This is a genomic window from Janthinobacterium agaricidamnosum NBRC 102515 = DSM 9628, from assembly GCF_000723165.1.
Lineage (GTDB): Bacteria > Pseudomonadota > Gammaproteobacteria > Burkholderiales > Burkholderiaceae_D > Janthinobacterium > Janthinobacterium agaricidamnosum.
Genome location: NZ_HG322949.1, coordinates 3,081,429 through 3,102,461, shown reverse-complemented (window position 1 = coordinate 3,102,461; position 21,033 = coordinate 3,081,429). Strand labels below are relative to the sequence as shown.

At 62.2% G+C, this 21,033-nt stretch carries 16 protein-coding genes and 2 riboswitches; of the genes, 9 read left to right on the top strand and 7 right to left on the bottom strand.

All coding sequences use genetic code 11. The features are described from left to right. Window positions 1–457: 457 nt before the first annotated feature. Both GJA_RS13150 and GJA_RS13145 read left to right on the top strand, forming a co-directional pair. A complete protein-coding gene (locus GJA_RS13150; RefSeq protein WP_038492985.1) occupies window positions 458–904 on the top strand; it encodes a cache domain-containing protein in 447 nt (148 codons plus the stop codon). A gap of 70 nt (window positions 905–974) precedes the next feature. Further along, a complete protein-coding gene (locus tag GJA_RS13145; protein ID WP_081905392.1) occupies window positions 975–2,153 on the top strand; it encodes an MCP four helix bundle domain-containing protein in 1,179 nt (392 codons plus the stop codon). Here GJA_RS13145 and GJA_RS13140 read toward each other — a convergent pair. The 6 genes from GJA_RS13140 to gcvT form a co-directional block, all read right to left on the bottom strand. Further along, the gene (locus tag GJA_RS13140) at window positions 2,146–2,517 is read right to left on the bottom strand and encodes a winged helix-turn-helix domain-containing protein (RefSeq protein WP_038492983.1); all 372 of its coding nucleotides are present in this window, start codon (window positions 2,515–2,517) and stop codon (window positions 2,146–2,148) included. The two genes, GJA_RS13145 and GJA_RS13140, sit on opposite strands and share 8 nt — an antisense overlap. 88 nt (window positions 2,518–2,605) lie before the next feature. Continuing rightward, window positions 2,606–3,952 carry a DUF2325 domain-containing protein gene (locus GJA_RS13135; RefSeq protein WP_051780804.1) on the bottom strand — a complete coding sequence of 449 codons (1,347 nt, stop codon included), beginning with the start codon at window positions 3,950–3,952 and terminating at the stop codon, window positions 2,606–2,608. Window positions 3,953–4,099: 147 nt separating this feature from the next. Next, window positions 4,100–4,468 (bottom strand): YXWGXW repeat-containing protein, encoded by a 369-nt coding sequence (locus GJA_RS13130; RefSeq protein ID WP_038492981.1) that lies wholly within the window; start codon window positions 4,466–4,468, stop codon window positions 4,100–4,102. Window positions 4,469–4,998: 530 nt separating this feature from the next. Beyond that, window positions 4,999–7,893 (bottom strand): aminomethyl-transferring glycine dehydrogenase, encoded by a 2,895-nt coding sequence (gene gcvP, locus GJA_RS13125; RefSeq protein ID WP_038492978.1) that lies wholly within the window; start codon window positions 7,891–7,893, stop codon window positions 4,999–5,001. 128 nt (window positions 7,894–8,021) lie between these two features. Further along, the gene (gene gcvH / locus GJA_RS13120; protein WP_038492976.1) at window positions 8,022–8,402 is read right to left on the bottom strand and encodes a glycine cleavage system protein GcvH; all 381 of its coding nucleotides are present in this window, start codon (window positions 8,400–8,402) and stop codon (window positions 8,022–8,024) included. A 48-nt stretch (window positions 8,403–8,450) separates the two neighbouring features. Further along, window positions 8,451–9,572, bottom strand: coding sequence for a glycine cleavage system aminomethyltransferase GcvT (gene gcvT, locus GJA_RS13115; RefSeq protein WP_038492974.1), 1,122 nt, complete (start codon window positions 9,570–9,572; stop codon window positions 8,451–8,453). Between the two features lie 74 nt (window positions 9,573–9,646). Further along, window positions 9,647–9,759, bottom strand: a riboswitch (glycine riboswitch). Between the two features lie 27 nt (window positions 9,760–9,786). After that, a riboswitch (glycine riboswitch) is annotated at window positions 9,787–9,873 on the bottom strand. Between the two features lie 267 nt (window positions 9,874–10,140). Here gcvT and GJA_RS13110 point away from each other — a divergent pair. After that, window positions 10,141–10,701: an ATP-dependent Clp protease proteolytic subunit gene (locus GJA_RS13110; protein ID WP_038492971.1), complete on the top strand. Its 561-nt coding sequence runs from the start codon at window positions 10,141–10,143 to the stop codon at window positions 10,699–10,701. A 98-nt stretch (window positions 10,702–10,799) separates the two neighbouring features. On the opposite strand, the gene GJA_RS13105 is transcribed toward GJA_RS13110, so the two are convergent. Further along, window positions 10,800–11,135 (bottom strand): hypothetical protein, encoded by a 336-nt coding sequence (locus tag GJA_RS13105; RefSeq protein WP_144241525.1) that lies wholly within the window; start codon window positions 11,133–11,135, stop codon window positions 10,800–10,802. Between the two features lie 309 nt (window positions 11,136–11,444). Between GJA_RS13105 and GJA_RS13100 the strand changes: the two genes are divergently transcribed. The 6 genes from GJA_RS13100 to def all read left to right on the top strand — a co-directional run bounded on the left by GJA_RS13100 (window position 11,445) and on the right by def (window position 20,912). After that, the gene (locus GJA_RS13100) at window positions 11,445–12,047 is read left to right on the top strand and encodes a phosphatase PAP2 family protein (protein ID WP_242404532.1); all 603 of its coding nucleotides are present in this window, start codon (window positions 11,445–11,447) and stop codon (window positions 12,045–12,047) included. Window positions 12,048–12,229: 182 nt separating this feature from the next. Beyond that, on the top strand, window positions 12,230–15,757 hold the full coding sequence (gene smc / locus GJA_RS13095; RefSeq protein WP_081905391.1) for a chromosome segregation protein SMC: 3,528 nt from the start codon (window positions 12,230–12,232) through the stop codon (window positions 15,755–15,757). An 11-nt stretch (window positions 15,758–15,768) separates the two neighbouring features. After that, the gene (locus tag GJA_RS13090; RefSeq protein WP_422567909.1) at window positions 15,769–17,028 is read left to right on the top strand and encodes a cell division protein ZipA C-terminal FtsZ-binding domain-containing protein; all 1,260 of its coding nucleotides are present in this window, start codon (window positions 15,769–15,771) and stop codon (window positions 17,026–17,028) included. A 56-nt stretch (window positions 17,029–17,084) separates the two neighbouring features. Continuing rightward, window positions 17,085–19,493 carry an NAD-dependent DNA ligase LigA gene (gene ligA, locus GJA_RS13085; protein ID WP_081905390.1) on the top strand — a complete coding sequence of 803 codons (2,409 nt, stop codon included), beginning with the start codon at window positions 17,085–17,087 and terminating at the stop codon, window positions 19,491–19,493. Then, window positions 19,486–20,379 (top strand): UTP--glucose-1-phosphate uridylyltransferase GalU, encoded by an 894-nt coding sequence (gene galU / locus GJA_RS13080; RefSeq protein WP_038492961.1) that lies wholly within the window; start codon window positions 19,486–19,488, stop codon window positions 20,377–20,379. The genes ligA and galU overlap by 8 nt, the downstream gene beginning before the upstream one ends. Continuing rightward, on the top strand, window positions 20,376–20,912 hold the full coding sequence (gene def, locus GJA_RS13075; RefSeq protein WP_038492958.1) for a peptide deformylase: 537 nt from the start codon (window positions 20,376–20,378) through the stop codon (window positions 20,910–20,912). The genes galU and def overlap by 4 nt, the downstream gene beginning before the upstream one ends. Window positions 20,913–21,033: the final 121 nt, after the last annotated feature.

Genomic DNA, 21,033 nt, shown 5'->3' with positions numbered 1-21,033 from the left:
TTGAATGGCAGCGCCGAGCACACTGGCACCAGCCATTCAAACCGGTCAGTAGCCGAAAATTAATAACGATAGGGAAGATGCTGGCGACGTTGTTGCCTGTCGCAGTGACACCGAACCTTGCTCAGCAAGGCACGGCGAAGAGGAAGTCCGCGTTCTTGCTGAGATTTAATCGCCGATTGATGATCGACTACTGTCACTAGAACAAGTACCCACGAGGGACCCCAAAAATGAATAATGCCCGCATGGTAGTGATGATACGAAACAGTGTCAAGTGAAGAAATCTTTCATTACAGAATGGTAATGCTGCGACGCATCAAGAGGCGCTCCTAGCCTGATATTGCGCAGGCGCAAAGATGGGAACAGTCTTCCAGCTTAAATTGCAACATGCTTCCAGGAAACGTTACACGGTTCTTGCTGTCCCCCCTCGACCAGCCCATCGATTTGCCCAGGAGACGCCATGAAACCATCGCTCGCCGCCATAGCCACATGTCTGCCGTTGTGTTGCCTGGCGGCGCCGGCCCAGTTGCAAGAAAAAGACGCGGTGGCGCTGGCGGAAAAGGGCGCCGAATTTATCCGCACGTATGGCAAGGAGGAAATCATACGAAAAATCAACAGCCGGTCGCCGGAATTCATCCAGGGGTCCCTGTATCTGGCGGTGCGCGACTTGCGCGGTATTACCGTGGCCCACCCGACCATCGCGCTGGTCGGCAAGGATTTGCTGGATGTGCCGGATGCCGATGGCAAACTGTTTCGCCAAGACATGCTGGCGCTGGCCAAGGGCAAGGGACTGGGCTGGGTCGACTATAAATTTCGCAATCCTGAAACCGGCATGGTGCAAGCCAAGCGCACTTATGTGCTGCGGGTCGGCGACGTTGCGCTGGAAGCCGGTTATTACCGCCATTGATAGCGCACTTGAGCGTACCGCCTGACGCCGGTACTCGTGGCTGGCCGCCATTTCCCGTAGTGGACGCAGCATGCTGAGTAAATTAAAGATAGGGCCAAAATTGATGCTGGCGCCGGTGGCCGCACTGATTTTCATGATCGTCTTGTCTGGCCTGGCCTATACCGGACTGGCGCGGCAAAACCGCGCGCTGGAAAACATTGTCCAGGAGCGCACCGCGCGCATCAAGCAGGCGGCCGACCTGGCCGCCAGCGCCAACCGTTCGCATGCGCGCATGTACCAGATGCTGAGCTGGGTCAACGCCAGTTTTTCGTCGGCGCGCATCAATGCCCTGATCCTCGACATGAAAAAACGCCAGGCCGACATCGAGCGGGCTTATGTCGAACTGGAAGTGGCGACCGAGCCGGGCGGCGCCGAGCGCAAACTGATCGAACAGTCGCACGCCGCCCACACGCTGTACGCGCGCGCGATCGCCGACGTGATCGAGCTGGCGCTGGTCGATCCGTCAATGGCGGTCAACGCCATGTCGAAAGCGGAGCGGGCCTTCGACATGGTGGCCTTGCGCATGGAGCAACTGTCGAAGCTGGAACAGGAATTGAACCAGCACGCCTACCTCGACGCCCAGGCCGAATTCCGTACCCTGGCCATCTTGCTGCCGCTGCTGGCGGGGGTGTCGGTATCGCTGGCGCTGTTGCTGACGGTCGCCGTGCGGCGCGCCATGCTGGCCGATATCGGCGCCATCGCCGGCGCTGCGGCCAGCCTGGCGCGGGGCGATGTCAGCGTGCGCCTGGCGGCCGGCGGCAATGACGAGATCGCGGCCGCCGCGCGCAGCCTGGATAACGGTTTTCAATTGCTGAGCCAAACCATGGCCGGCGTGCGGGTGTCGGCCCACTCCATCGATGCGGCGGCGCGCGACATGGCGTGCGGCCAGGCGCATCTGGCGTTGCGCAGCCAGACCCAGACCGGCGTGATCCTGGATGGCCTCGAAGCGGTGCGCCAGGCGCGCCAGATGAATGGCTTGCCGTGGCCGGCCGGCGCGCAGCAAATGGCTTGCTGGCAAGAAGTGAATTTGGCCATGCTGGAAATGGAGCGGCTGAACCGGCAAAATGCCAGCCTGGTCGAGCTGGCGGCGCGCGAAGCCCGCGATTTGCAAGCCCAGGCGGTCGACTTGTCGAAGGCGGTGACGGTGTTCCGGCTCGATGATGACGATATGCCGGGGGAAGCGCAACGCGTCAGTCTGATCATCAGGTAACGTCGAGCGCTGGTGCCGCATCGCGCAGCAACGGCGCGAACGCCGCCAGTTGCGATTGCAGCGCGGCATTGGCGCTGGCTTGCATCGCGCGGAACTGGGCCAGCACGACGAAGCCGGCCTCGGTCACCTGCGCGCCGCCGCCTTGCTGGCCGCCGATGGCGCTGCGCACCAGCGGTTCGCGGAAGTTGCGGTTCATGCTGTCGACCAGCAGCCAGGCGCGGCGGTACGACATATTCATGGTGCGCGCCGCCGCGCTGATCGAACCGCTATGCGCGATGGCGTCGAGCAAGTCGGCCTTGCCGGGCCCCATCGCCACCTCATCGTCGCGCCACAGGCGCACCTTGATATCGAGTTTGCTTGTCACTATGTACTCTCAGAAAAATCGCCGGCAGAGGAATCGGCGCCCGGTATCATATAACGAATCGGGGGCAGGCCAGCTCTCTGATGAAGGCTTATCCGTGACGCAGGCAGAAACGCGATGCCGGCTTCGCTTGCCGGGCATATTCGGCCGCGGTCAGGCGTTCGATCAATTCGACGAAACTGGCGGTGCTGGCGCTGCGCACCGGATGATAGGCAATCGCATGGCGTTCGCAGGCGCGCTTGACGATCTGCATCGCGTTATGGCTGATGCAGTCGACCGGAAACACCACCAGGTCGGCGCCCGGCAACATGGCATCGAGCAAGCCGCGGCGGTCTTCGATGCCGCCGTCATGGACCAGCAATTGCCCGCCGGCCGCCGCCACCAGCCTGGACAGCATGGCCGCCGACCCGGGACGGCCCCCGACATATACTACGCACTTGCCATCCAACAATTGCAAGCTGCGGTTATCGGCATCGTCGGCCAGCGATTCCGACCACGCTTGTTCGACCGCCAGCGTTTCCGCATGCGCGGTCTTGAGCTCATCCTCCAGCCGCTGTACCGATGCCTGCAAGCCCTGGCGCGATGCATCGTGCTCCAGCAGGCGTTGCTCCGCCTCATTGCGGCGCGCGGTAAACAAGGCCAGTTTTTGTTCCCGGTCTTCCAGCGTACGCCGCAATTCGGCCATGTCATCGATCATCTGTCGCGGCGCCGGTTCGCGCTGGGCCGTCAGTTGCAGCACTTGCTGCTGCAACTGGCGGATCGCCAGCTCATGCTGCGTATTGACTTCATGCAGGCGCGCCTGCTGGTGCTCATTTTGTTCCTTCAACGCGCCGCACTCGGCTTCCAGCGCCACCAGGCGGCGGATATCGGCCCGGTTCGACGCGCCGACCAGGTGCGACAGCATATGCACGTCGCCGAACGCCACTTGCTGCACTTCCAGCGTGGTGCAGGGATGGGTCAGCAAGGCCCAGTAGGCGCCCGGGATATCGCCGCTGGCCAGCGCATCGGCCCACAGGGCGCGTACCGTGTCCGCATCGCCGGCCGCCTTGAAACGCCTGATGGCCAGTTCATGGCGGGTATCGAGCGCCTTGTGCAATTGCTTGGCCGCGACACCGCCGCAGGTTGATAATTCCACCGCCGCGTGATGGATCTGCAGGTCGCTGCTGCGCTGCCGGTCGAGCGTGGCAGCGTAGCGCGGCACCAGCTTGCGCAATTCGGACGTGGTCAGGCAGGTGCCGATGATCGAGCAATGGATGTTGGGATCGAGGTCGGCCAGCTTGCTGCGGCGCACCGGCAGCGATTCCACCTTGGCTGGCGGCAATGCCAGCGTGGCCGGCCCGCAGCATGGTTCTATCAAAGGACTGAACACCTTGCCGCCGCCATGCAGGGAGTGCTTGTCGTGACGCTTGATAAAAGTCTTGACCGGTAACTGTGACATCGCTGCTTCCTCGTGGGCTCGCCAATACGCTATATTCTTAAGAATATAGCGTATCTTGGCGTGTCGCGCCACGGGGAAACCTGTCAAAGTCGTTAATCCGATGTCAATCGGCGGAAAAACGGCCTATTGCAGGCGTCTGGCCCGGTGTTATCGTTCCCAATGGCCGCGCGACCATTCCCATTCATTATGTTGCCAGCGCCAGTGTCCAGGCACCCAGTAGTGCGCAGGGCTGGGGGCGACGGTAATTTGCTCGACGATCAGCGCCGGCATCGGACGCGCCGCGCCTTGATACCAATGGCCGCGTTGCCATTCCCAACCGTGCTCGTGCCATGCCCAGTGGCCTTGTACCCACGCGTAGCCCACGGCCGGGGCTGGCGGAATCCCTTCCTGGATGACGGCTGGCGCCTGGCGCACCGCTGGCGGATGGTCGTGCACGACGACCCGTTCCTTCACCACGGTGGTACAGCCGCTTAATGCGATGGCAAATGCCGCCGCATGGATTAATTTGTGACCCATGTTGGATATCCTCGGATTCAGTGTTGTAAAAAATAGCTTGATTTCCATGGAGCTGCGCCGTGAACCCGCTGTAGTATCGGCTTGCCTCCCATGCAACGCTTTATGCGCGCCTTGGACACTTAACGCTTGAGCTGCCAGATCGGTTGTATGACAGGTGTTTCGCCGGTAACCGGATGTAACGTGCAGATCCAGACGACGCTACTGATAAACGGCTGGCCACCTACATCAATTGCATGGAATGGCTCCTGATTGCCGGCGATGAAGTCAGCAGGATGTTCGCATCGAACAGACTGGCCCTGTATTCTTCCCGTGTTTTCTTTTGATATGCGACGTACGCCTGAGTTCGATGTCCACAGCGACGATGATATCTTTTGCTGGATGCGCCATGGTGTGACGCCCCGCTCATTGACATAGCGATAGTCTGTACCACTCCGGCCAGGAGCGATAAAAAAACGCAGGCACCTCGCGGCAGCCTGCGTTTTCGGGTCCGGCACGGCCAGGGCTGGCGCCCCGGCGGTTTCACACCTTGATTACTCGTAATCGCTCATCGGCGCGCAGCCGCAGAACAGGTTGCGGTCGCCGTACACGTTGTCGGCGCGGCCGACTGGCGGCCAGTACTTTTGCTTGCGCAGCGCCGGCACCGGGAAGGCGGCCACTTCGCGGCTGTATTTGCGGTCCCAGACGTCGGCGGTCAGCACTTGCGCGGTGTGCGGCGCGTTTTTCAGCGGGTTGTCGTCGTGGTCGAATTCGCCGCTGGCGACCTTGGCGATTTCTTCGCGGATCACGATCATCGCGTCGATGAAGCGGTCGATCTCGACTTTCGATTCGCTTTCGGTCGGCTCGATCATCAAGGTGCCCGGCACCGGGAAGCTCATCGTCGGCGCGTGGAAACCGAAGTCCATCAGGCGCTTGGCCACGTCTTCATTGCTGATGCCGGTGGCGTCCGTCAATGGGCGCAGGTCGATGATGCACTCGTGCGCCACCAGGCCGTCGTGGCCGCTGTACAGCACCGGATAGTGCGGCGACAGGCGGCGCGCGATGTAGTTGGCGGCCAGGATCGCGGTTTCGGTCGCGGCGGTCAAGCCTTCGGCGCCCATCATCGCGATGTACATCCACGAAATCGGCAAGATGCTGGCCGAGCCGAACGGCGCGGCGCTGACCGCGCCGATGCCGGCCACGTCGCGCTGGTAGCCGCTGGAACGCTGGTTGGGCAGGAATTTCGCCAGGTGGGCGCCGACGCCGATCGGGCCGACGCCAGGTCCGCCGCCGCCGTGCGGGATGCAAAAGGTCTTGTGCAGGTTCAGGTGCGATACGTCGCCGCCGAAGCTGCCCGGCGCGGCCACGCCGACCAGCGCGTTCATGTTGGCGCCGTCGATGTAGACCTGGCCGCCGTGCGTATGGATGATGTCGCACAGTTCCTGGATGCCTTCCTCAAACACGCCGTGGGTCGACGGGTAGGTGACCATCACGCACGCCAGGTTGGCGCTGTGCTTTTCCGCCTTGGCCTTCAAGTCCGCCAGGTCGACGTTGCCGTTGGCGTCGCAGCTGGTGACCACCACCTGCATGCCGACCATATTGGCCGACGCCGGGTTGGTGCCGTGCGCCGACGACGGGATCAGGCAAATGTTGCGGTGGCCTTCGCCGCGCGATTCATGGTAAGCCTTGATCACCAGCAGGCCCGCGTATTCGCCTTGCGAACCGGCGTTCGGCTGCAGCGACACGGCGGCGTAGCCGGTCAGCGCGCACAGCATGTCTTCCAGCTGGGCTATCATTTCGCGGTAGCCGACGGTTTGCGCGTCCGGCGCGAACGGGTGGATGTTCGAGAATTCAGGCCAGGTGACCGGGATCATTTCGGACGTCGCGTTCAGTTTCATGGTGCATGAGCCGAGCGGGATCATGGTGCGGTCCAGCGCCAGGTCCTTGTCGGCCAGGCTGCGCAGGTAGCGCAGCATTTCGTGTTCCGAATGGTAGCGGTTGAATACCGGGTGGCTCAGGTAGGCGCTGGTGCGCGCCAGCGCCGCCGGCAATGCGCTGGCGACGGCGCCTTCGACGCTGTCGAAGTCCGGCGCATGGGCCGCGCCGCCGACCGGGTGGGCGAACACGGTCCACAGCAGCGCCAGGTCGGCGCGGGTGGTGGTCTCATCGAGCGACAGGCCGACGTGCGACGCGTCGATGCGGCGCAGGTTGACGCCGTGCGCGTGGGCGCTGGCGTGCAGTTGTTCGGCGTTCGCGGTGGCGATCGTCAGCGTGTCGAAATAGCTGTCGTTGGTGACCGTGTAGCCGAGGGTTTTCAGGTTAGCCGCCAGCACGCCGGTGTAGCGGTGCACGCGCTGGGCGATTTGCAGCAGGCCGGCCGGGCCGTGGTAGACCGCGTACATCGACGCCATCACCGCCAGCAGCACTTGCGCGGTACAGATGTTGGAGGTGGCTTTTTCGCGGCGGATATGCTGTTCGCGGGTTTGCAGCGCCAGGCGGTAAGCCTTGTTGCCTTGCGCATCGACGGTGACGCCGACCAGGCGGCCCGACATATTGCGCTTGAATTCGTCGCGGGTCGACAGGAAGCCTGCGTGCGGGCCGCCGAAACCGAGCGGTACGCCGAAACGCTGGCTGTTGCCGACCACCACGTCGGCACCCCATTCGCCCGGCGGGGTCAGCATGGTCAGCGCCAGCAGGTCGGCCGCGACGATGACCATCGCGCCGTTCGCGTGCAGCTGTTCCACGCCGGCCTTGTAGTCGCGCACCACGCCGTTGACGCCCGGGTATTGCAGCAGCACGCCGAAGCAGTTGTCGAGCGTCGCGATATCGTCCGGATTAAAGGTGCGCACGTCGATGTCCAGCGGCTTGGCGCGGGTTTGCACCACTTCCAGCGTTTGCGGCAGCACGTCGCTGGCGACATACAGCACGTTCGACTTGGATTTGCCGACGCGCTGGATCAGCGTCATCGCTTCGGCGGCGGCGGTGCCTTCGTCCAGCATCGAGGCGTTCGAAATGCCCATGCCGGTCAGGTCGGTGATCACTTGCTGGAAGTTCAGGATGGCTTCCAGGCGGCCTTGCGAAATCTCTGGCTGGTACGGCGTGTAGGCGGTGTACCAGGCCGGGTTTTCAAAGATGTTACGCAGGATGACGCCTGGCGTGTGGGTATTGTAATAACCCTGGCCGATCAGCGATTTCAAGACCTTGTTCTTCGACGCCAGCGCCTTCAGGCGCGCCAGGGCTTCCTGTTCCGGCATCGGGTTGGCGTATTGGCCGAGCGGCAGCGTGCCCTGGTTGCGGATGTTGGCCGGAACCAGCGCATCGATCAGCGCGGCGCGCGAAGCGTAGCCGAGGGTGGCGAGCATGGCTTCCTGCTCGGAGGCGGAAGGGCCGATGTGGCGGGCGATGAACGCATCGCGGGCTTCAAGTTGGGTCAGGCTGGTGCGGGTCATGGTATAGGGGCCAAAAAGAGACTAGGGGATTGCTGCCGCGCGAAAAAACGGCGTATCGGACAGGCGGGGCAAATAAAGGTGGCAGATAAGTGCGCGGGCCGCAAAAGCGGCCCGCGGTTCAGCAAGGATTATTCGCCGGTGTTTTTGCCGTAGGCGGCGGCGTCGAGCAAGCCGTCCAGCGCGGAAACGTCGCTAGGCTTGATCTTGAACAGCCAGTTGGCGTAGGCGTCGGCATTGATCGATTCCGGCGCGTTGACCACGTCGTCGTTGATGCCGACGACTTCGCCCGACAGCGGCGCGTAGATGTCGCTGGCCGCCTTGACCGATTCCACCACGGCGGCGTCGTCGCCGGCGGTGAAGGTGGCGCCGACTTTCGGCAGTTCGACGAAGACGATGTCGCCCAGCGCGTCTTGTGCGTATTCGGTGATGCCGACGGTGATGCTGCCGTCCGCTTCAAGGCGTACCCATTCGTGGGATTCGGTGTACTTCAAGTCTGCTGGAATGTTCATTGTCTGGCTCCGGGTGTGGGGTGTAAGGTTGTTGGGTTCTACTATGTATTAAACAGCGAGGATTTTACCGTTGCGCACGAAAGGCAGCTTGATCACGGACGCGGCCAGTTTCTTGTCGCGGATTTCGACCAGCACCGTGTCGCCGACGGCCACGCCGTTCGGCACGCGCGCCAGCGCGATCGCCTGCTGCATGGTCGGGCTGAACGTGCCGCTGGTGATTTCGCCGCTTTGTTCGCTGCCTTCGATGACGACTTTTTGATGGGCGCGCAGCACGCCGCCTTTTTCGCGCAGGATCAAGCCGACGAATTGGGCGTTCTGGCCCAGCGCCAGCAAGGCGGCCTTGCCGATGAAGTCGCGCGGGCTGACCAGGTCGATGGTCCAGCCCAGGCCGGCGTCCAGCGGGTTGACGGTTTCATCCATGTCCTGGCCGTACAGATTCATGCCGGCTTCCAGGCGCAGCGTGTCGCGCGCCCCCAGGCCGGCGGGCTTGATGCCGGCGCCGGCCAGCGCATTCCACAGCGCTTCCACTTGCGACGCGGCGACGCCGATTTCAAAGCCGTCTTCGCCGGTGTAGCCGGTGCGCGCCACCATCAGTTCGCCAAAGGCGGTGCCTTCGACGATGGCCGCGTTGAACGGTTTCAAGCCTTCGGTGGCTGGCTGGGTTTCCGGCAGCAATTGCCAGACCTTGGCGCGCGCGTTCGGGCCTTGCACGGCGACCAGCGCGATTGGCTGGTTGCCGTCGCGGCGCTGGGTAATGGTGACGCCGCTGTTGCTGGCGCTATTTTGCGCCTCTATCCAGGCCACGTCTTTTTCGGCGGTGCCGGCGTTGACCACCAGGCGGAACCAGGTTTCGGTAAAGAAGTAGACGATCAGGTCGTCGATGACGTAGCCTTGCGGATTGAGCATGCACGAATACAGCGCCTTGCCCGGCACTTGCAGCTTGTCGACGTTATTGGCCAGCAAACCGCGCAGGAAAGGGCGCACGTTTTCGCCCTTCAGATCGACCACGCACATATGGGAAACGTCGAACATGCCGGCGTCGCCGCGCACCGCGTGGTGCTCTTCGATTTGCGAGCCGTAGTTGACGGGCATGTCCCAGCCGCCGAAATCGACCATGCGGGCACCGGCGGCACGATGGGCGTTGTTGAGTGGGGTGGCTTTGAGCGTCATGAAATCCTCGGGCAGTGGAATAGGGGTTAACGGAGCAAGCACGGAAAAGCAGACGCAGCCTTCCCACGATGATCGCAGACCCCTCTGTCCTTGGTACCTGAGAGATTACGGGGCAGTGCCCCGTGCGCCCCTTCGGTGGGCCGCCGGCTGATTCTTGTCGCCGCGGCCGCTCTCCAGAGTTGAGCCGGACGGACATATGCCTATGTGCGCCTGGTCCCCTTGATCGGTCCTTTTGCCTGAGAGTTTTTGGGTGGTGCCCCTTCGGCGGCAGCGCATGGCTACCCTCTCCCGATCAAGAGTGCAGAATATATGTCAGCAAGGCCTTTCTGTCAATCTGTTGGCGGTGTGGCAAGGCGCTAGTGCAAGCGGCGCGTTAGCCGATCCGCAGCCGATTTCCTCATGCCGGTTTCTGGCTTGTTGGGACTGCTTTTCTGGCATGCTTGGGCCTGGCTGTACTTAATTTCACTCAGGAAATTGTGTGGTATGGAGCGCACGAATCATTACCAAAAACAAGCTTGTTCTATGGCCATTTGCTAGAATAAATCGATCTCACTTGCGGGGTGCAGCCATGAACGACACTCAAGAGAACACGGAACAGCACGGTTATTTCACCTTGTCCGGCGATGTCAACAGCGACATGATACGGCGCGTGTTCGAGGCCGCGTCCGACATGACGCTGGACCGCATCACGACCGCGCACGTGCTGCTACAGTCGAACGGCGGTTATGTCAGCGATGGTATCTGTCTGTACAACTTTTTAAGCAATTTGCCGCTGAAGTTAATTACCTACAACGCTGGCGCGGTGGCGTCGATCGCCGTGACGCTGTTCTTGGCGGGCCGGGAGCGTTACGCCAGCGAGACCGCGCGCTTCATGGTGCACAAGTCGCACGCGACGGCGTCGCCCGGTTCGCGGCCGGACGCGCTGAAAATCATCGTCGAAGGCTTGCGCGCCGACGACTTGCGCACCGAACGCATCCTGCGCCAGCATGTCAGCCTGAATGAAGAACACTGGATGGTGCATGCGTATTCCGATTTGCACCTGACCGCGCAAGAGGCGCTGGAAGTCGGCCTGGTCGGCGGCATCACGGACTTTTCGCCGCCCAAGGACCGCCGCCTGATTAATATATAAAAGAATCCGCCATATAAAAGAACCCGCCGCGGATGAATCGCGTGGCGGGCTCCTTGCATACTGCGTCAAACTACAGCAAGGACAGAAATGCGCCGCCATCAGCGCTCGTTTTTATTGCCTTTTTGTCCAGCTTGATCTTGCTGGCCGGATTGTTTGCTGCCCGAGCCGGAGCCCGATTGCTTGTTGTCGTTTTTATGGCTTTGGCGGCCGGCTTCCACATGCTGCTCATGGGTGCCGCCTTGCGTGCCGCCGGAACGCGAGCCGCTGCCGGAACCCTGCGAGCCCGATTGCTTGCCGCCCTGACTGCCTTTTTGATTCGAGTTCATGATGCTTCCTTTATGAAATGGAAAAAAGTCACTCACCGGATCGCATCGCCCACGGCGCGCGCCCATCGCAACGCCACCAGCCAGATGTTTTTCCAGTGCCGCAATCATGCGATTCGCCGTTTATTTATGGTATCGGATCATGCCTTGAACCGATGTAGGAGAAATACTGATATAGGCCGCTGTTAATCCTGCCCAGCCCGCATGCCAGGCGGCCTGGGGCAGGTAGTTGTTTCTTGAAGGTAAATTTGAAGCTAGGCCAAGGGCGTTTCACGCTTTATTGAAGCAAGCTTAAATCACGGCCAAATAGCGGGCTGTGGTGTAGCGGCGCCATGCCAACTCGTGGCATAGTGCTATATTGTAAAAAATTAAAGCTGGCGCATGATAACTTGGTGGAATGGACTTTCTTTGGTAGGCAGCGTGGCTGTCACCGCACCGGCGGGTATCGCCATCGCCCTGTGGCTGGTCGCGGCCGAGCGCTGGCGGCTGGCGTTGAACTGGTGCCTGTGGTACGGCGGCGGCATGGCGCTGGTGGTGATCACCAAGGTGGCTTTCATCGGCTGGGGGCTCGGTATCAGCTCGATCGGCTTCGCCGGCTTCAGCGGCCATGCGATGCGTGCCGCGGCGGTATTTCCGGTGGCGTTCTTCGTGCTGCGCATGAATGCCGGAGGGCGCCAAAAGTATTTCGGCGTGCTGCTGGGGGCGATCCTGGCGGTGCTGATTTCGGTGTCGCGGGTGGTGGTGCATGCACATACGGTGTCGGAAGCGGTCAGCGGTTGCCTGTTGGGGCTGCTGGTGGCGGGCGGTTTTATCTGGCATGCGCGGCGCGTGGTGGAACTGGTGGTCAGCCATCTGCTGGTGTTCGCCAGCATGGGGGGGCTGCTGCTGATGCTGAGTGCCGAACCGGTGCCGACCGAGCAATGGATGACCCGGCTGGCGCTGTTCCTGTCCGGCCGTGCGCAGGCGTTTAGCCGGGCCGATTGGGAAGCCGCGCCGCACTTGGCGCCGCACTTGACTCCTTAGGGCGCGCGCGCATCCGTTTTTGGCCAGAAATACGGTGGGAAATGATATGATGAACGACTGTGGGCCTTGCCGGTTTGACGGCGCAGGCCGCCCTCGGGCTGGAACCGCGCAGACGGATGGCGCGCAGCTAGCCTTCATGACATGACTTTTTAATGCCACCAGGGCAGGAACTATAAAACAACGTGCGTCTCTCTTCGATTAAATTGTCGGGATTTAAGTCTTTCGTCGATCCCACCAATTTCCAGGTGCCAGGCCAACTGGTCGGCGTGGTGGGCCCGAACGGCTGCGGCAAATCGAATATCATCGACGCCGTGCGCTGGGTGCTGGGCGAATCGAAAGCGTCGGAATTGCGCGGCGAATCGATGCAGGACGTCATCTTCAACGGGTCGACGCACCGCAAGCCGGCCGGCCGCGCCTCGGTCGAACTGGTATTCGACAATAACGACGGCAAGGCGTCCGGCCAATGGGGCCAGTACGCCGAGATCGCCGTCAAGCGTACGCTGACCCGCGACGGCACCTCCACCTATTACATCAACGGCCAGCCGGTACGCCGGCGCGACATCCAGGATATCTTCCTCGGCACCGGCCTCGGTCCGCGCGCTTACGCGATCATCGGCCAGGGCATGATCGCGCGCATCATCGAATCGCGCCCGGAAGAGCTGCGCGTATTCCTCGAAGAAGCGGCCGGGGTATCGAAATACAAGGAACGCCGCCGCGAAACCGAAAACCGCCTGCACGACACGCGCGAAAACCTGCTGCGGGTCGACGATATCCTGCGCGAGCTGAACGCCAACCTCGAAAAACTGGAAGCGCAGGCGGTGGTGGCCAATAAATTCCATGCGCTGCAAGCCGACCAGGATGAAAAGCAAAAGCTGCTGTGGCTGCTGCGCAAGAACGAGGCGCAAAACGAGCAGGCCCGCTATTTCCGCGAAATGGAGCAGGCGCAGACCGACCTCGAAGAGCAGACCGCCAAGCTGCGCCACGTCGAACTGACGCTGGAGCAGATGCGGCAAGCGCATTTTTCGATCGGCGACCGGCTGCACACGGCACAAGGCCATCTGTACCAGACCAATGCCGAAATCGGCAGCCTGGAAGCGAAGATCAACTTCGTCATCGAATCGCGTACGCGCTTGCAGGCGCAACTGGCGACGCTGGCGGCGCAGCGCGACCAGTGGCAGCAGCAAGCCCAGGAATACCAGGAACAGATCGAGGAAGCGGAATTTCGCCTCGAAGAACTGGCGGCGCGGGTCGAACAGTCGCAAATGGTGGCCGAACAAAAGAACGAGCAATTGCCGGCGCTGGATGCGGCCTGGCGCGAAGCGCAGCATAAAACCACCGAATCGCGCGCCAGAATCATGCAGGCGCAGCAGCAGCTGGAACTGGAGTCGGCGCACCAGCGCAACGCGTCGAATATCCTGGCCGGCCTGCTGTCGCGCCGCGAGCGTTTGCAGCAAGAGAAAAACGGCTTGAACCTGCCCGACAGCAGTCACCTTGAAAACCTCAAGATGCAGCTCGAAGAAAAGCAGCAGGCGCTGGAAGAGCAGGGCTTTTACCTGGAAGAGGCGCTGGAGCAGCAGCCGCGCATCGAGCAGGAACGCAGCGAGGCGCAAGCCCGGGTGAATGCCGAAACCGCCGCCAACGCGCAATTGGAAGCGCGCCTGTCGGCCTTGAAGCAATTGCAGGAACGGGTGCAAACCCAGGGCAAGGTGCAGCCTTGGCTGGAGCGCCATGAACTGGCCGGCTTGCCGCGCCTGTGGCAAAAACTGAATATCGAGCAGGGCTGGGAAAGCGCGATGGAATCGGTGCTGCGCGAGCGCACGTCGGCGCTGCAAGTATCGAATATCGAATGGGCCAAGGCCTTTTTCAACGATGCGCCGCCGGCCAAGCTGGCGCTGTTCGCGCCATCGACGGCGGCGCCGCCGGTGATGCTCGAAATACCTGGTTTGAAACCGTTCATCAACTTGCTGAAATTGAACGATCCCGGCTTGCGCGTCTTGCTGCAAGACTGGCTGCACAACGTCTATTCGGCAGACAGCGAGGCCGAGGCACTGGCCGAGCGGGGCAAGCTGCCGGCCGGCGGCTGTTTCGTGACCCGCCAGGGCCACCTGATTACCCAGGGCAGCGTGCGTTTTTACGCGGCCGACTCGGAACAGGAAGGCATGCTGGGGCGCCAGCAGGAAATCGACAATATCACCAAGCAGTTGCGCGCCCAGCAATTGCTGGCCGACGAAGCGCGCGCCCGTTCGGTGCGCGCCGATGCGGCGGTGGCCAACCTGACGCGCCAGCTGACCGATCTGCGCCAGCGCATCCAGTCGCTGACGCAAGCGGTGCACACCTTGCAGATCGACGTCGTCAAATTGTCCGAAGTCGAGGCCCGTTTTAACCAGCGCAGCACGCAGATCCAGGCCGACCTGGCCGAGATCGCCGCGCAGGAAGCGGAGCAAGTGCAGGTCAGGATGGAATCGGAAGAAAAATTCGAGCAGCTCGACGCCGACCTCGGCAACCTGCAGGAAGCGCATGAAGACGGCCAGACCGATTTCCTGCAAAAAGAGCAGCGCCTGACCGATGCGCGCAACCAGTTGCGCGACCTGGAGCGGGCCGCCCAGGAGTCCGGATACGCCGAGAAATCGCAGCGCAGCAAGATCGAGGAATTGCGCCGCAATATCGCCACCGCCACCACCCAGGCCGCCCAAGTGAGCAGCAGCCTGCAGGCGGGGCAGGTCGAGCTGGACAACCTGGAAAGCGGCGCCGCCAACGACGGCTTGCAGGACTTGCTGGAGCGGCGCACCAGCCAGGAGCGCGCGCTGGCCGATGCGCGCCACGAGCTGGACCAGATCACCCAGCAATTGCGCACTTCGGAAGATGCGCGCACCCAGGCCGAGCGCAGCTTGCAGCCGCAGCGCGACAAGATCATGGAAATGCAGCTGAAGGAACAGGCGGCGCGCCTGAACCAGGAACAATTCGCCCAGCAATTGCTGGACGTGGCGGCCGACGAAGCGGCGCTGGCCGAAAAACTGCACCCGGACATGCGCCCGTCGTATCTGCAAGGCGAAGTGACGCGGCTGACCAACGCCATCGCCGGCCTCGGCGCGGTCAACCTGGCCGCGCTGGACGAACTGGCGCAGGCGTCGGAGCGCAAGAACTTCCTCGATGCGCAAACCGCCGACCTGACCGAGGCGATCAATACGCTGGAAGACGCGATCCAGAAGATCGACAAGGAAACCCGCGACCTGCTGCAAGACACGTTCGACCGCGTCAACCATCACTTTTCCGAGCTGTTCCCGATCCTGTTCGGCGGCGGCCAGGCCAGGCTGACCATGACGGGCGACGAGATTCTCGATTCCGGTGTACAAGTCATGGCGCAACCGCCGGGCAAGAAAAACGCCACCATTCATTTGCTGTCGGGCGGCGAAAAAGCGCTGACCGCGACCGCGCTGGTGTTTTCGATGTTCCGCCTGAATCCGGCGCCGTTCTGCCTGCTCGACGAGGTCGATGCGCCGCTGGACGACGCCAATACAGAACGTTTTTGCAGAATGGTCAAACGGATGTCTGACCAGACCCAATTCCTTTTCATTTCGCACAATAAAATTGCGATGGAAATGGCCCATCAATTAATCGGTGTGACGATGCAGGAACAAGGCGTATCGCGCATCGTGGCGGTGGATATGGAATCCGCCGCAAACTTCGCTTCCGAGGCACAAGCAGCATGACAGACCTACAAATGACTTTGTTCGCAGCCGGCGGCGTCTTTATCGTCGGCGTTTTTTCGTACAATAAATGGCAAGAATACAAGGCGAAAAAGAGCGTCGAACGGGCTTTTTCGAATGACCACGACGACGTGCTGATGCGCAAGGGCGCTCCCGCCGGCAGCAGCGCGCCGGCCGCGCCGCTGGCGGAACCGGTGGTGCGCCAGGAGCCGAGCTTCGATGCCGCGCCTGCTGCTCCGGTACCTGCGCCTGCCGCGCCGGTTCCTGTGGCTGCCTCACCGGCACCGGTAGCCGTGGATGCGAACCCGGACGCCGGACGGATCGAACCGGTGGTGCATGCCGAAGGCGCTACGGCCGAGCCGAAAGAGCCGCTCCTGGAAGATGCTGCGCAAGCAGCCGAAGCCGCTGCGCCGGCCGCCGCCCCGGTGGCGGCGGTAGCCGAAGTGGTCGAAGAACCGCTGTCGCCAGCCGTCGAACAAGCCAACAGCCTGGTCGATCCGCTGATCGATTGCCTGCTGCCGCTGGCGCTGGAAGCGCCGGTACGCGGCGAAAAGATCTTGCCGTCGCTGCAAACGCTGCGCCTGGTCGGCAACAAGCCGGTGCATTTCATCGGCTTGCACGTGAATGGCGACTGGGAGCCGATCGTGCATGGCGGCGTCTACACCAAATTGCAGGGCGGGGTGCAACTGGCCAGCCGCACCACCGCCTTGAACGAACTGGAATACTCCGAACTGGTGACGCGCCTGCGCGTGATGTCCGATGAAATCGGCGCCGAACCGGAAGTGCCGGACATGATCGAAGTGATGGCCGAAGCGCGCAATCTGCACCGCTTTGTGTCCAGCCACGACGCGCAACTGGGCGTCAACCTGCACACCAACGGCGCGCCGTGGGCCATCAGCACCTTGCTGGTGGCGCTCGAAAAACAAGGTTTCGACGTGCGTCCGGACGGCCGCTACGTGATGCCGGACGGCGACGGCGCGTTCCTGTTCTCGCTGTCGACCAATGTCACCCTGGCCGAGGAAACCACGCCGCGCCTGACGCTGCTGCTGGACGTGCCGTGCGTGGCGCCGGCGCGCGACGGTTTCGGCGCGATGGTGTCGTGCGCCCGTTCGCTGGTGGGCCGCCTCGACGCGACCATCGTCGACGATTACAACCAGGCCTTGTCGGACGCGGCATTGTCCGAGATCGCCGGCCAGGTCAAGGACTTTTACCAGGAAATGGACGCGGCCGACATTCCGGCCGGTTCGACCCGTGCATTGCGCCTGTTTAGCTGACATGAGCTGACATTGGCCGAGATTTTTGCTGAGTTTGACACTGTTTGACACTGATAATGACTGATATGGATTTCCAGGCCGCGTCGCAGCGCGTGGCCGAACTGAACGCGGAACTGAACCGGCACCTGCACGCCTACCACGTACTCGATGCACCGATTATCCCCGACGCCGAATACGACCGGCTGTACCTCGAATTGCAGCAGCTCGAAGCGGCCCATCCCAGCCTGGCCGCGCCCGATTCGCCCACCTTGCGGGTCGGCGCCGCGCCTTTGCCGCAATTCGACCAGGTGCGCCACACGGTGCCTATGCTGTCGCTCAATAACGGCTTTTCCGAAGAAGACATCGACAATTTCGACCGCCGCGTGCGCGAAGGCCTGGAAGCGGAACATGTCGATTACGCGGCCGAGGTCAAGTTCGACGGCCTGGCGATCAACCTGCGTTATGAACACGGCGTGTTCGTGCAGGCCGCCACCCGCGGCGACGGCGCCACCGGCGAAGACGTGACCGCCAATATCCGCACCATCCGCGGCATTCCGCTGCGCCTGCACGGCGCCAACCCGCCGGCGCTACTGGACGTGCGCGGCGAAGTGATGATGTTCAAGGCCGATTTCGCCAAATTGAATGCGCGCCAGCGCGAAGCGGGCCAGAAGGAGTTCGCCAACCCAAGGAACGCCGCCGCCGGCAGCCTGCGCCAGCTCGATTCGCGCATCACGGCGCAGCGCACCTTGCGTTTTTACGCCTACGGCATCGGCGCGCTGGAAGGCGCGGCCATGCCGGCCTCGCACTCGGCCTTGCTGGACTGGTACCAGCAACTTGGCGTGCCGGTGTCGAAGGAGCGCGCGGTGGTGCGCGACGCGGCCGGCTTGCTGGCGTATTTTGCGAAGATCGGGACCAGCCGCCCCGCTTTGCCGTATGAAATCGACGGCGTGGTGTACAAGGTCAACAGCAGCGCCGACCAGCGCCAGCTGGGTTTCGTGTCGCGCGCGCCGCGTTTTGCGCTGGCCCATAAATTCCCCGCCGAAGAGGCGCTGACGGTGGTGCTCGATATCGAAGTGCAGGTCGGCCGCACCGGCGCGATCACACCGGTGGCGCGGCTGGCGCCGGTATCGGTCGGCGGCGTGACGGTGACCAACGCCACGCTGCACAATGAAGATGAAGTGCTGCGCAAGGATATCCGCGTCGGCGATACGGTGATCGTGCGCCGCGCCGGCGACGTGATTCCGGAAGTCTTGTCGGCGGTGCTGGAAAAACGCCCGGATCCGGCGCCGGCCCCGTTCAAGATGCTGCAAAACTGTCCGGTGTGCGGTTCGCACATCGTGCGCGAAGAAGGCGAGGCGATCGCGCGCTGTTCCGGCGGCCTGTTCTGTTCGGCGCAGCGCAAGGAAGCGATCCGCCATTTCGCCGCGCGGCGCATGATGGATATCGAAGGGCTGGGCGAGCGCTACATCGATACGCTGGTCGAACTGAATTACGTGCATGGCGTGGCCGATTTATACAAGCTGACGCTGGACGATTTGCTGAAGATGAAGGTACGCGCCGACGAACGCGACGGCAGCACGCCTGACACCGTCCAGCAGGGCAAGATCCCGACCAAATGGGCGGAAAACCTGATCGCCGGCATCGCCGCCAGCAAGCAGCCGCCGCTGGAGCGCTTGCTGTTTGCGCTGGGCATCCGCCATGCCGGCGAATCGACCGCCAAGACGCTGGCCGAATGGCTGGGCAGCCTGGCGCTGGTGCGCCGCGCGCCGGCCGCCTTGCTGTGCCTGCTGCCCGACATTGGTAGCACGGTGGCGCTATCGATCGCGGATTTCTTTGCCGAACCGAAGAACCAGCAAGCGCTGGACGACTTGCTGGTCGCCGGCGTGGCGCCGCGCGACGAACACGCGCCGAGCGCCAAGCTGCGCGACAAGCTCGATGCGGTCAAGCTGCTGGCCGCGCTGGGTATCCCGAAATTGACCGAACCGCGCAGCCGGCAACTGGTCGAACAGGGCGTGACTTTCGAAGTCCTGGCGCACTTGAAGATTTTCGACGTGTTCGGCTTGCCTGCCGCGGTCGCGGGTGCGCTGGCCGAGTGGATGGGACAAGATGGCCACCGCGAGCAATTGCTGGCGCTGGACGCGCTGCAAAAGGAATTGCTGGCCATGCTGCCGGAAGCCGCGCCTGTCGTCGCTGGCGGTCTCGACGGCAAGACTTTTGTCTTGACCGGCACCTTGCCGAACCTGGGCCGCGACCAGGCTGCCGCGCTGATCGAAGCCGCTGGCGGCAAGGTGGTCGGCTCGGTATCGAAAAAGACCGCTTACGTGGTGGCCGGCGCGGATGCCGGCAGCAAGCTGGCCAAGGCGCAGGAACTGGATATCGCGCTGCTCGACGAAGCGGCGCTGCTGCAATTGCTGGCGTCGTTCGAAGCGGCCGAGGGCGCCGCTGTTGCCGATGCTGTATTACTGAAAACTGATACTGATGAATAAAATTAAAAAAGCGGTGTTTCCCGTCGCGGGCCTGGGCAGCCGGTTTTTGCCGGCAACCAAGGCGCAGCCGAAGGAAATGCTGCCTATCGTCGACAAGCCGCTGATACAGTATGCGGTCGAGGAAGCGGTCGCGGCCGGCATCACCGAAATGATCTTCATCACCGGCCGCAACAAGCGCGCCATCGAAGACCATTTTGATACGGCTTATGAACTGGAAACCGAACTCGAAGCGGCCGGCAAGCAAAGGTTGCTGGAGATGGTGCAAAACGTCATCCCGAAACACATCACCTGCATCTACATCCGCCAGTCGGCGCCGCTGGGCCTGGGCCACGCCGTGCTGTGCGCGCGTCCGGTGGTCGGCAACGAACCGTTCGCGGTGTTGCTGGCCGACGACTTCATGGATGTGGCCGAGGGCGGCCGCGCGGTGCTGGCGCAAATGACCGATGTGTTCGAGCGCGAGCAATGCAGCGTGCTGGCGGTGCAAGACGTGCCGCGCGCCGAAACCAAGCAATACGGCATCGTCAGCGCCAGCGCTTACCAGCCGGACCTGGAGCGGGTCTCCGGCATCGTCGAAAAACCGGCGCCGGACGTGGCGCCGTCGACGCTGGCGGTGGTCGGCCGTTATGTGTTGTCGAACAAGATCTTCGATTACCTGGAAAACCTCGGCACCGGCGCCGGCGGCGAAATCCAGTTGACCGACGGCATCGCCGCGCTGATGCAAGCCGAACCGGTGCTGGCTTATCGCTACACCGGAACGCGTTATGATTGCGGATCGAAACTGGGGTATCTCGAGGCGACCGCCGCGATGGGTTTGAAACACCCAGAAACGGGCGCCGACTTCCGCAAGTTTATTGAACAGCTACAAGTTGGATCGGAACCACAATGACAGTCAGGGAAATTTTGAAAATGGGCGATCCGCGTTTGTTGCGGATGGCGGAACCTGTGCGTGAATTCAATACCCCGGAATTGAATGCATTGATCGCCGACATGTTCGACACCATGCACGCGGCCAATGGCGCGGGCTTGGCGGCGCCGCAAATCGGCGTCAATCTGCAACTGGTGATTTACGGCTTCAAGCAAAACACCCGTTACCCGGATGCGCCGCAAGTGCCGGAAACGGTGCTGATCAATCCGGTATTGACGCCGCTGTCGGACCGCAAGGAAGAGGGCTTCGAAGGCTGCCTGTCGGTGCCGGGCCTGCGCGGCAGCGTGCCGCGCTGGAGCAGCCTGCATTATGAAGGACTGGACCAGTTCGGCAACCGGATCAGCCGCGACGCCGAAGGTTTCCACGCCCGCGTGGTGCAGCACGAAGTCGACCATTTGCATGGCATTCTGTACCCGATGCGTATCGTCGATTTTTCCCAATTCGGTTTTATCGACGTGATGTTCCCGGATATGGATCCGAATGACGATGATTGACCAGCGTTTTGTCAGCCTGTGGTTTGACCATGCTTGGCGGCAATTTGCGTCGGGCTGGTCAAGCTTGACGCGGCGATCAATGGCACAGGCATAAAAAAATACGTGTAATATACAGACAGTT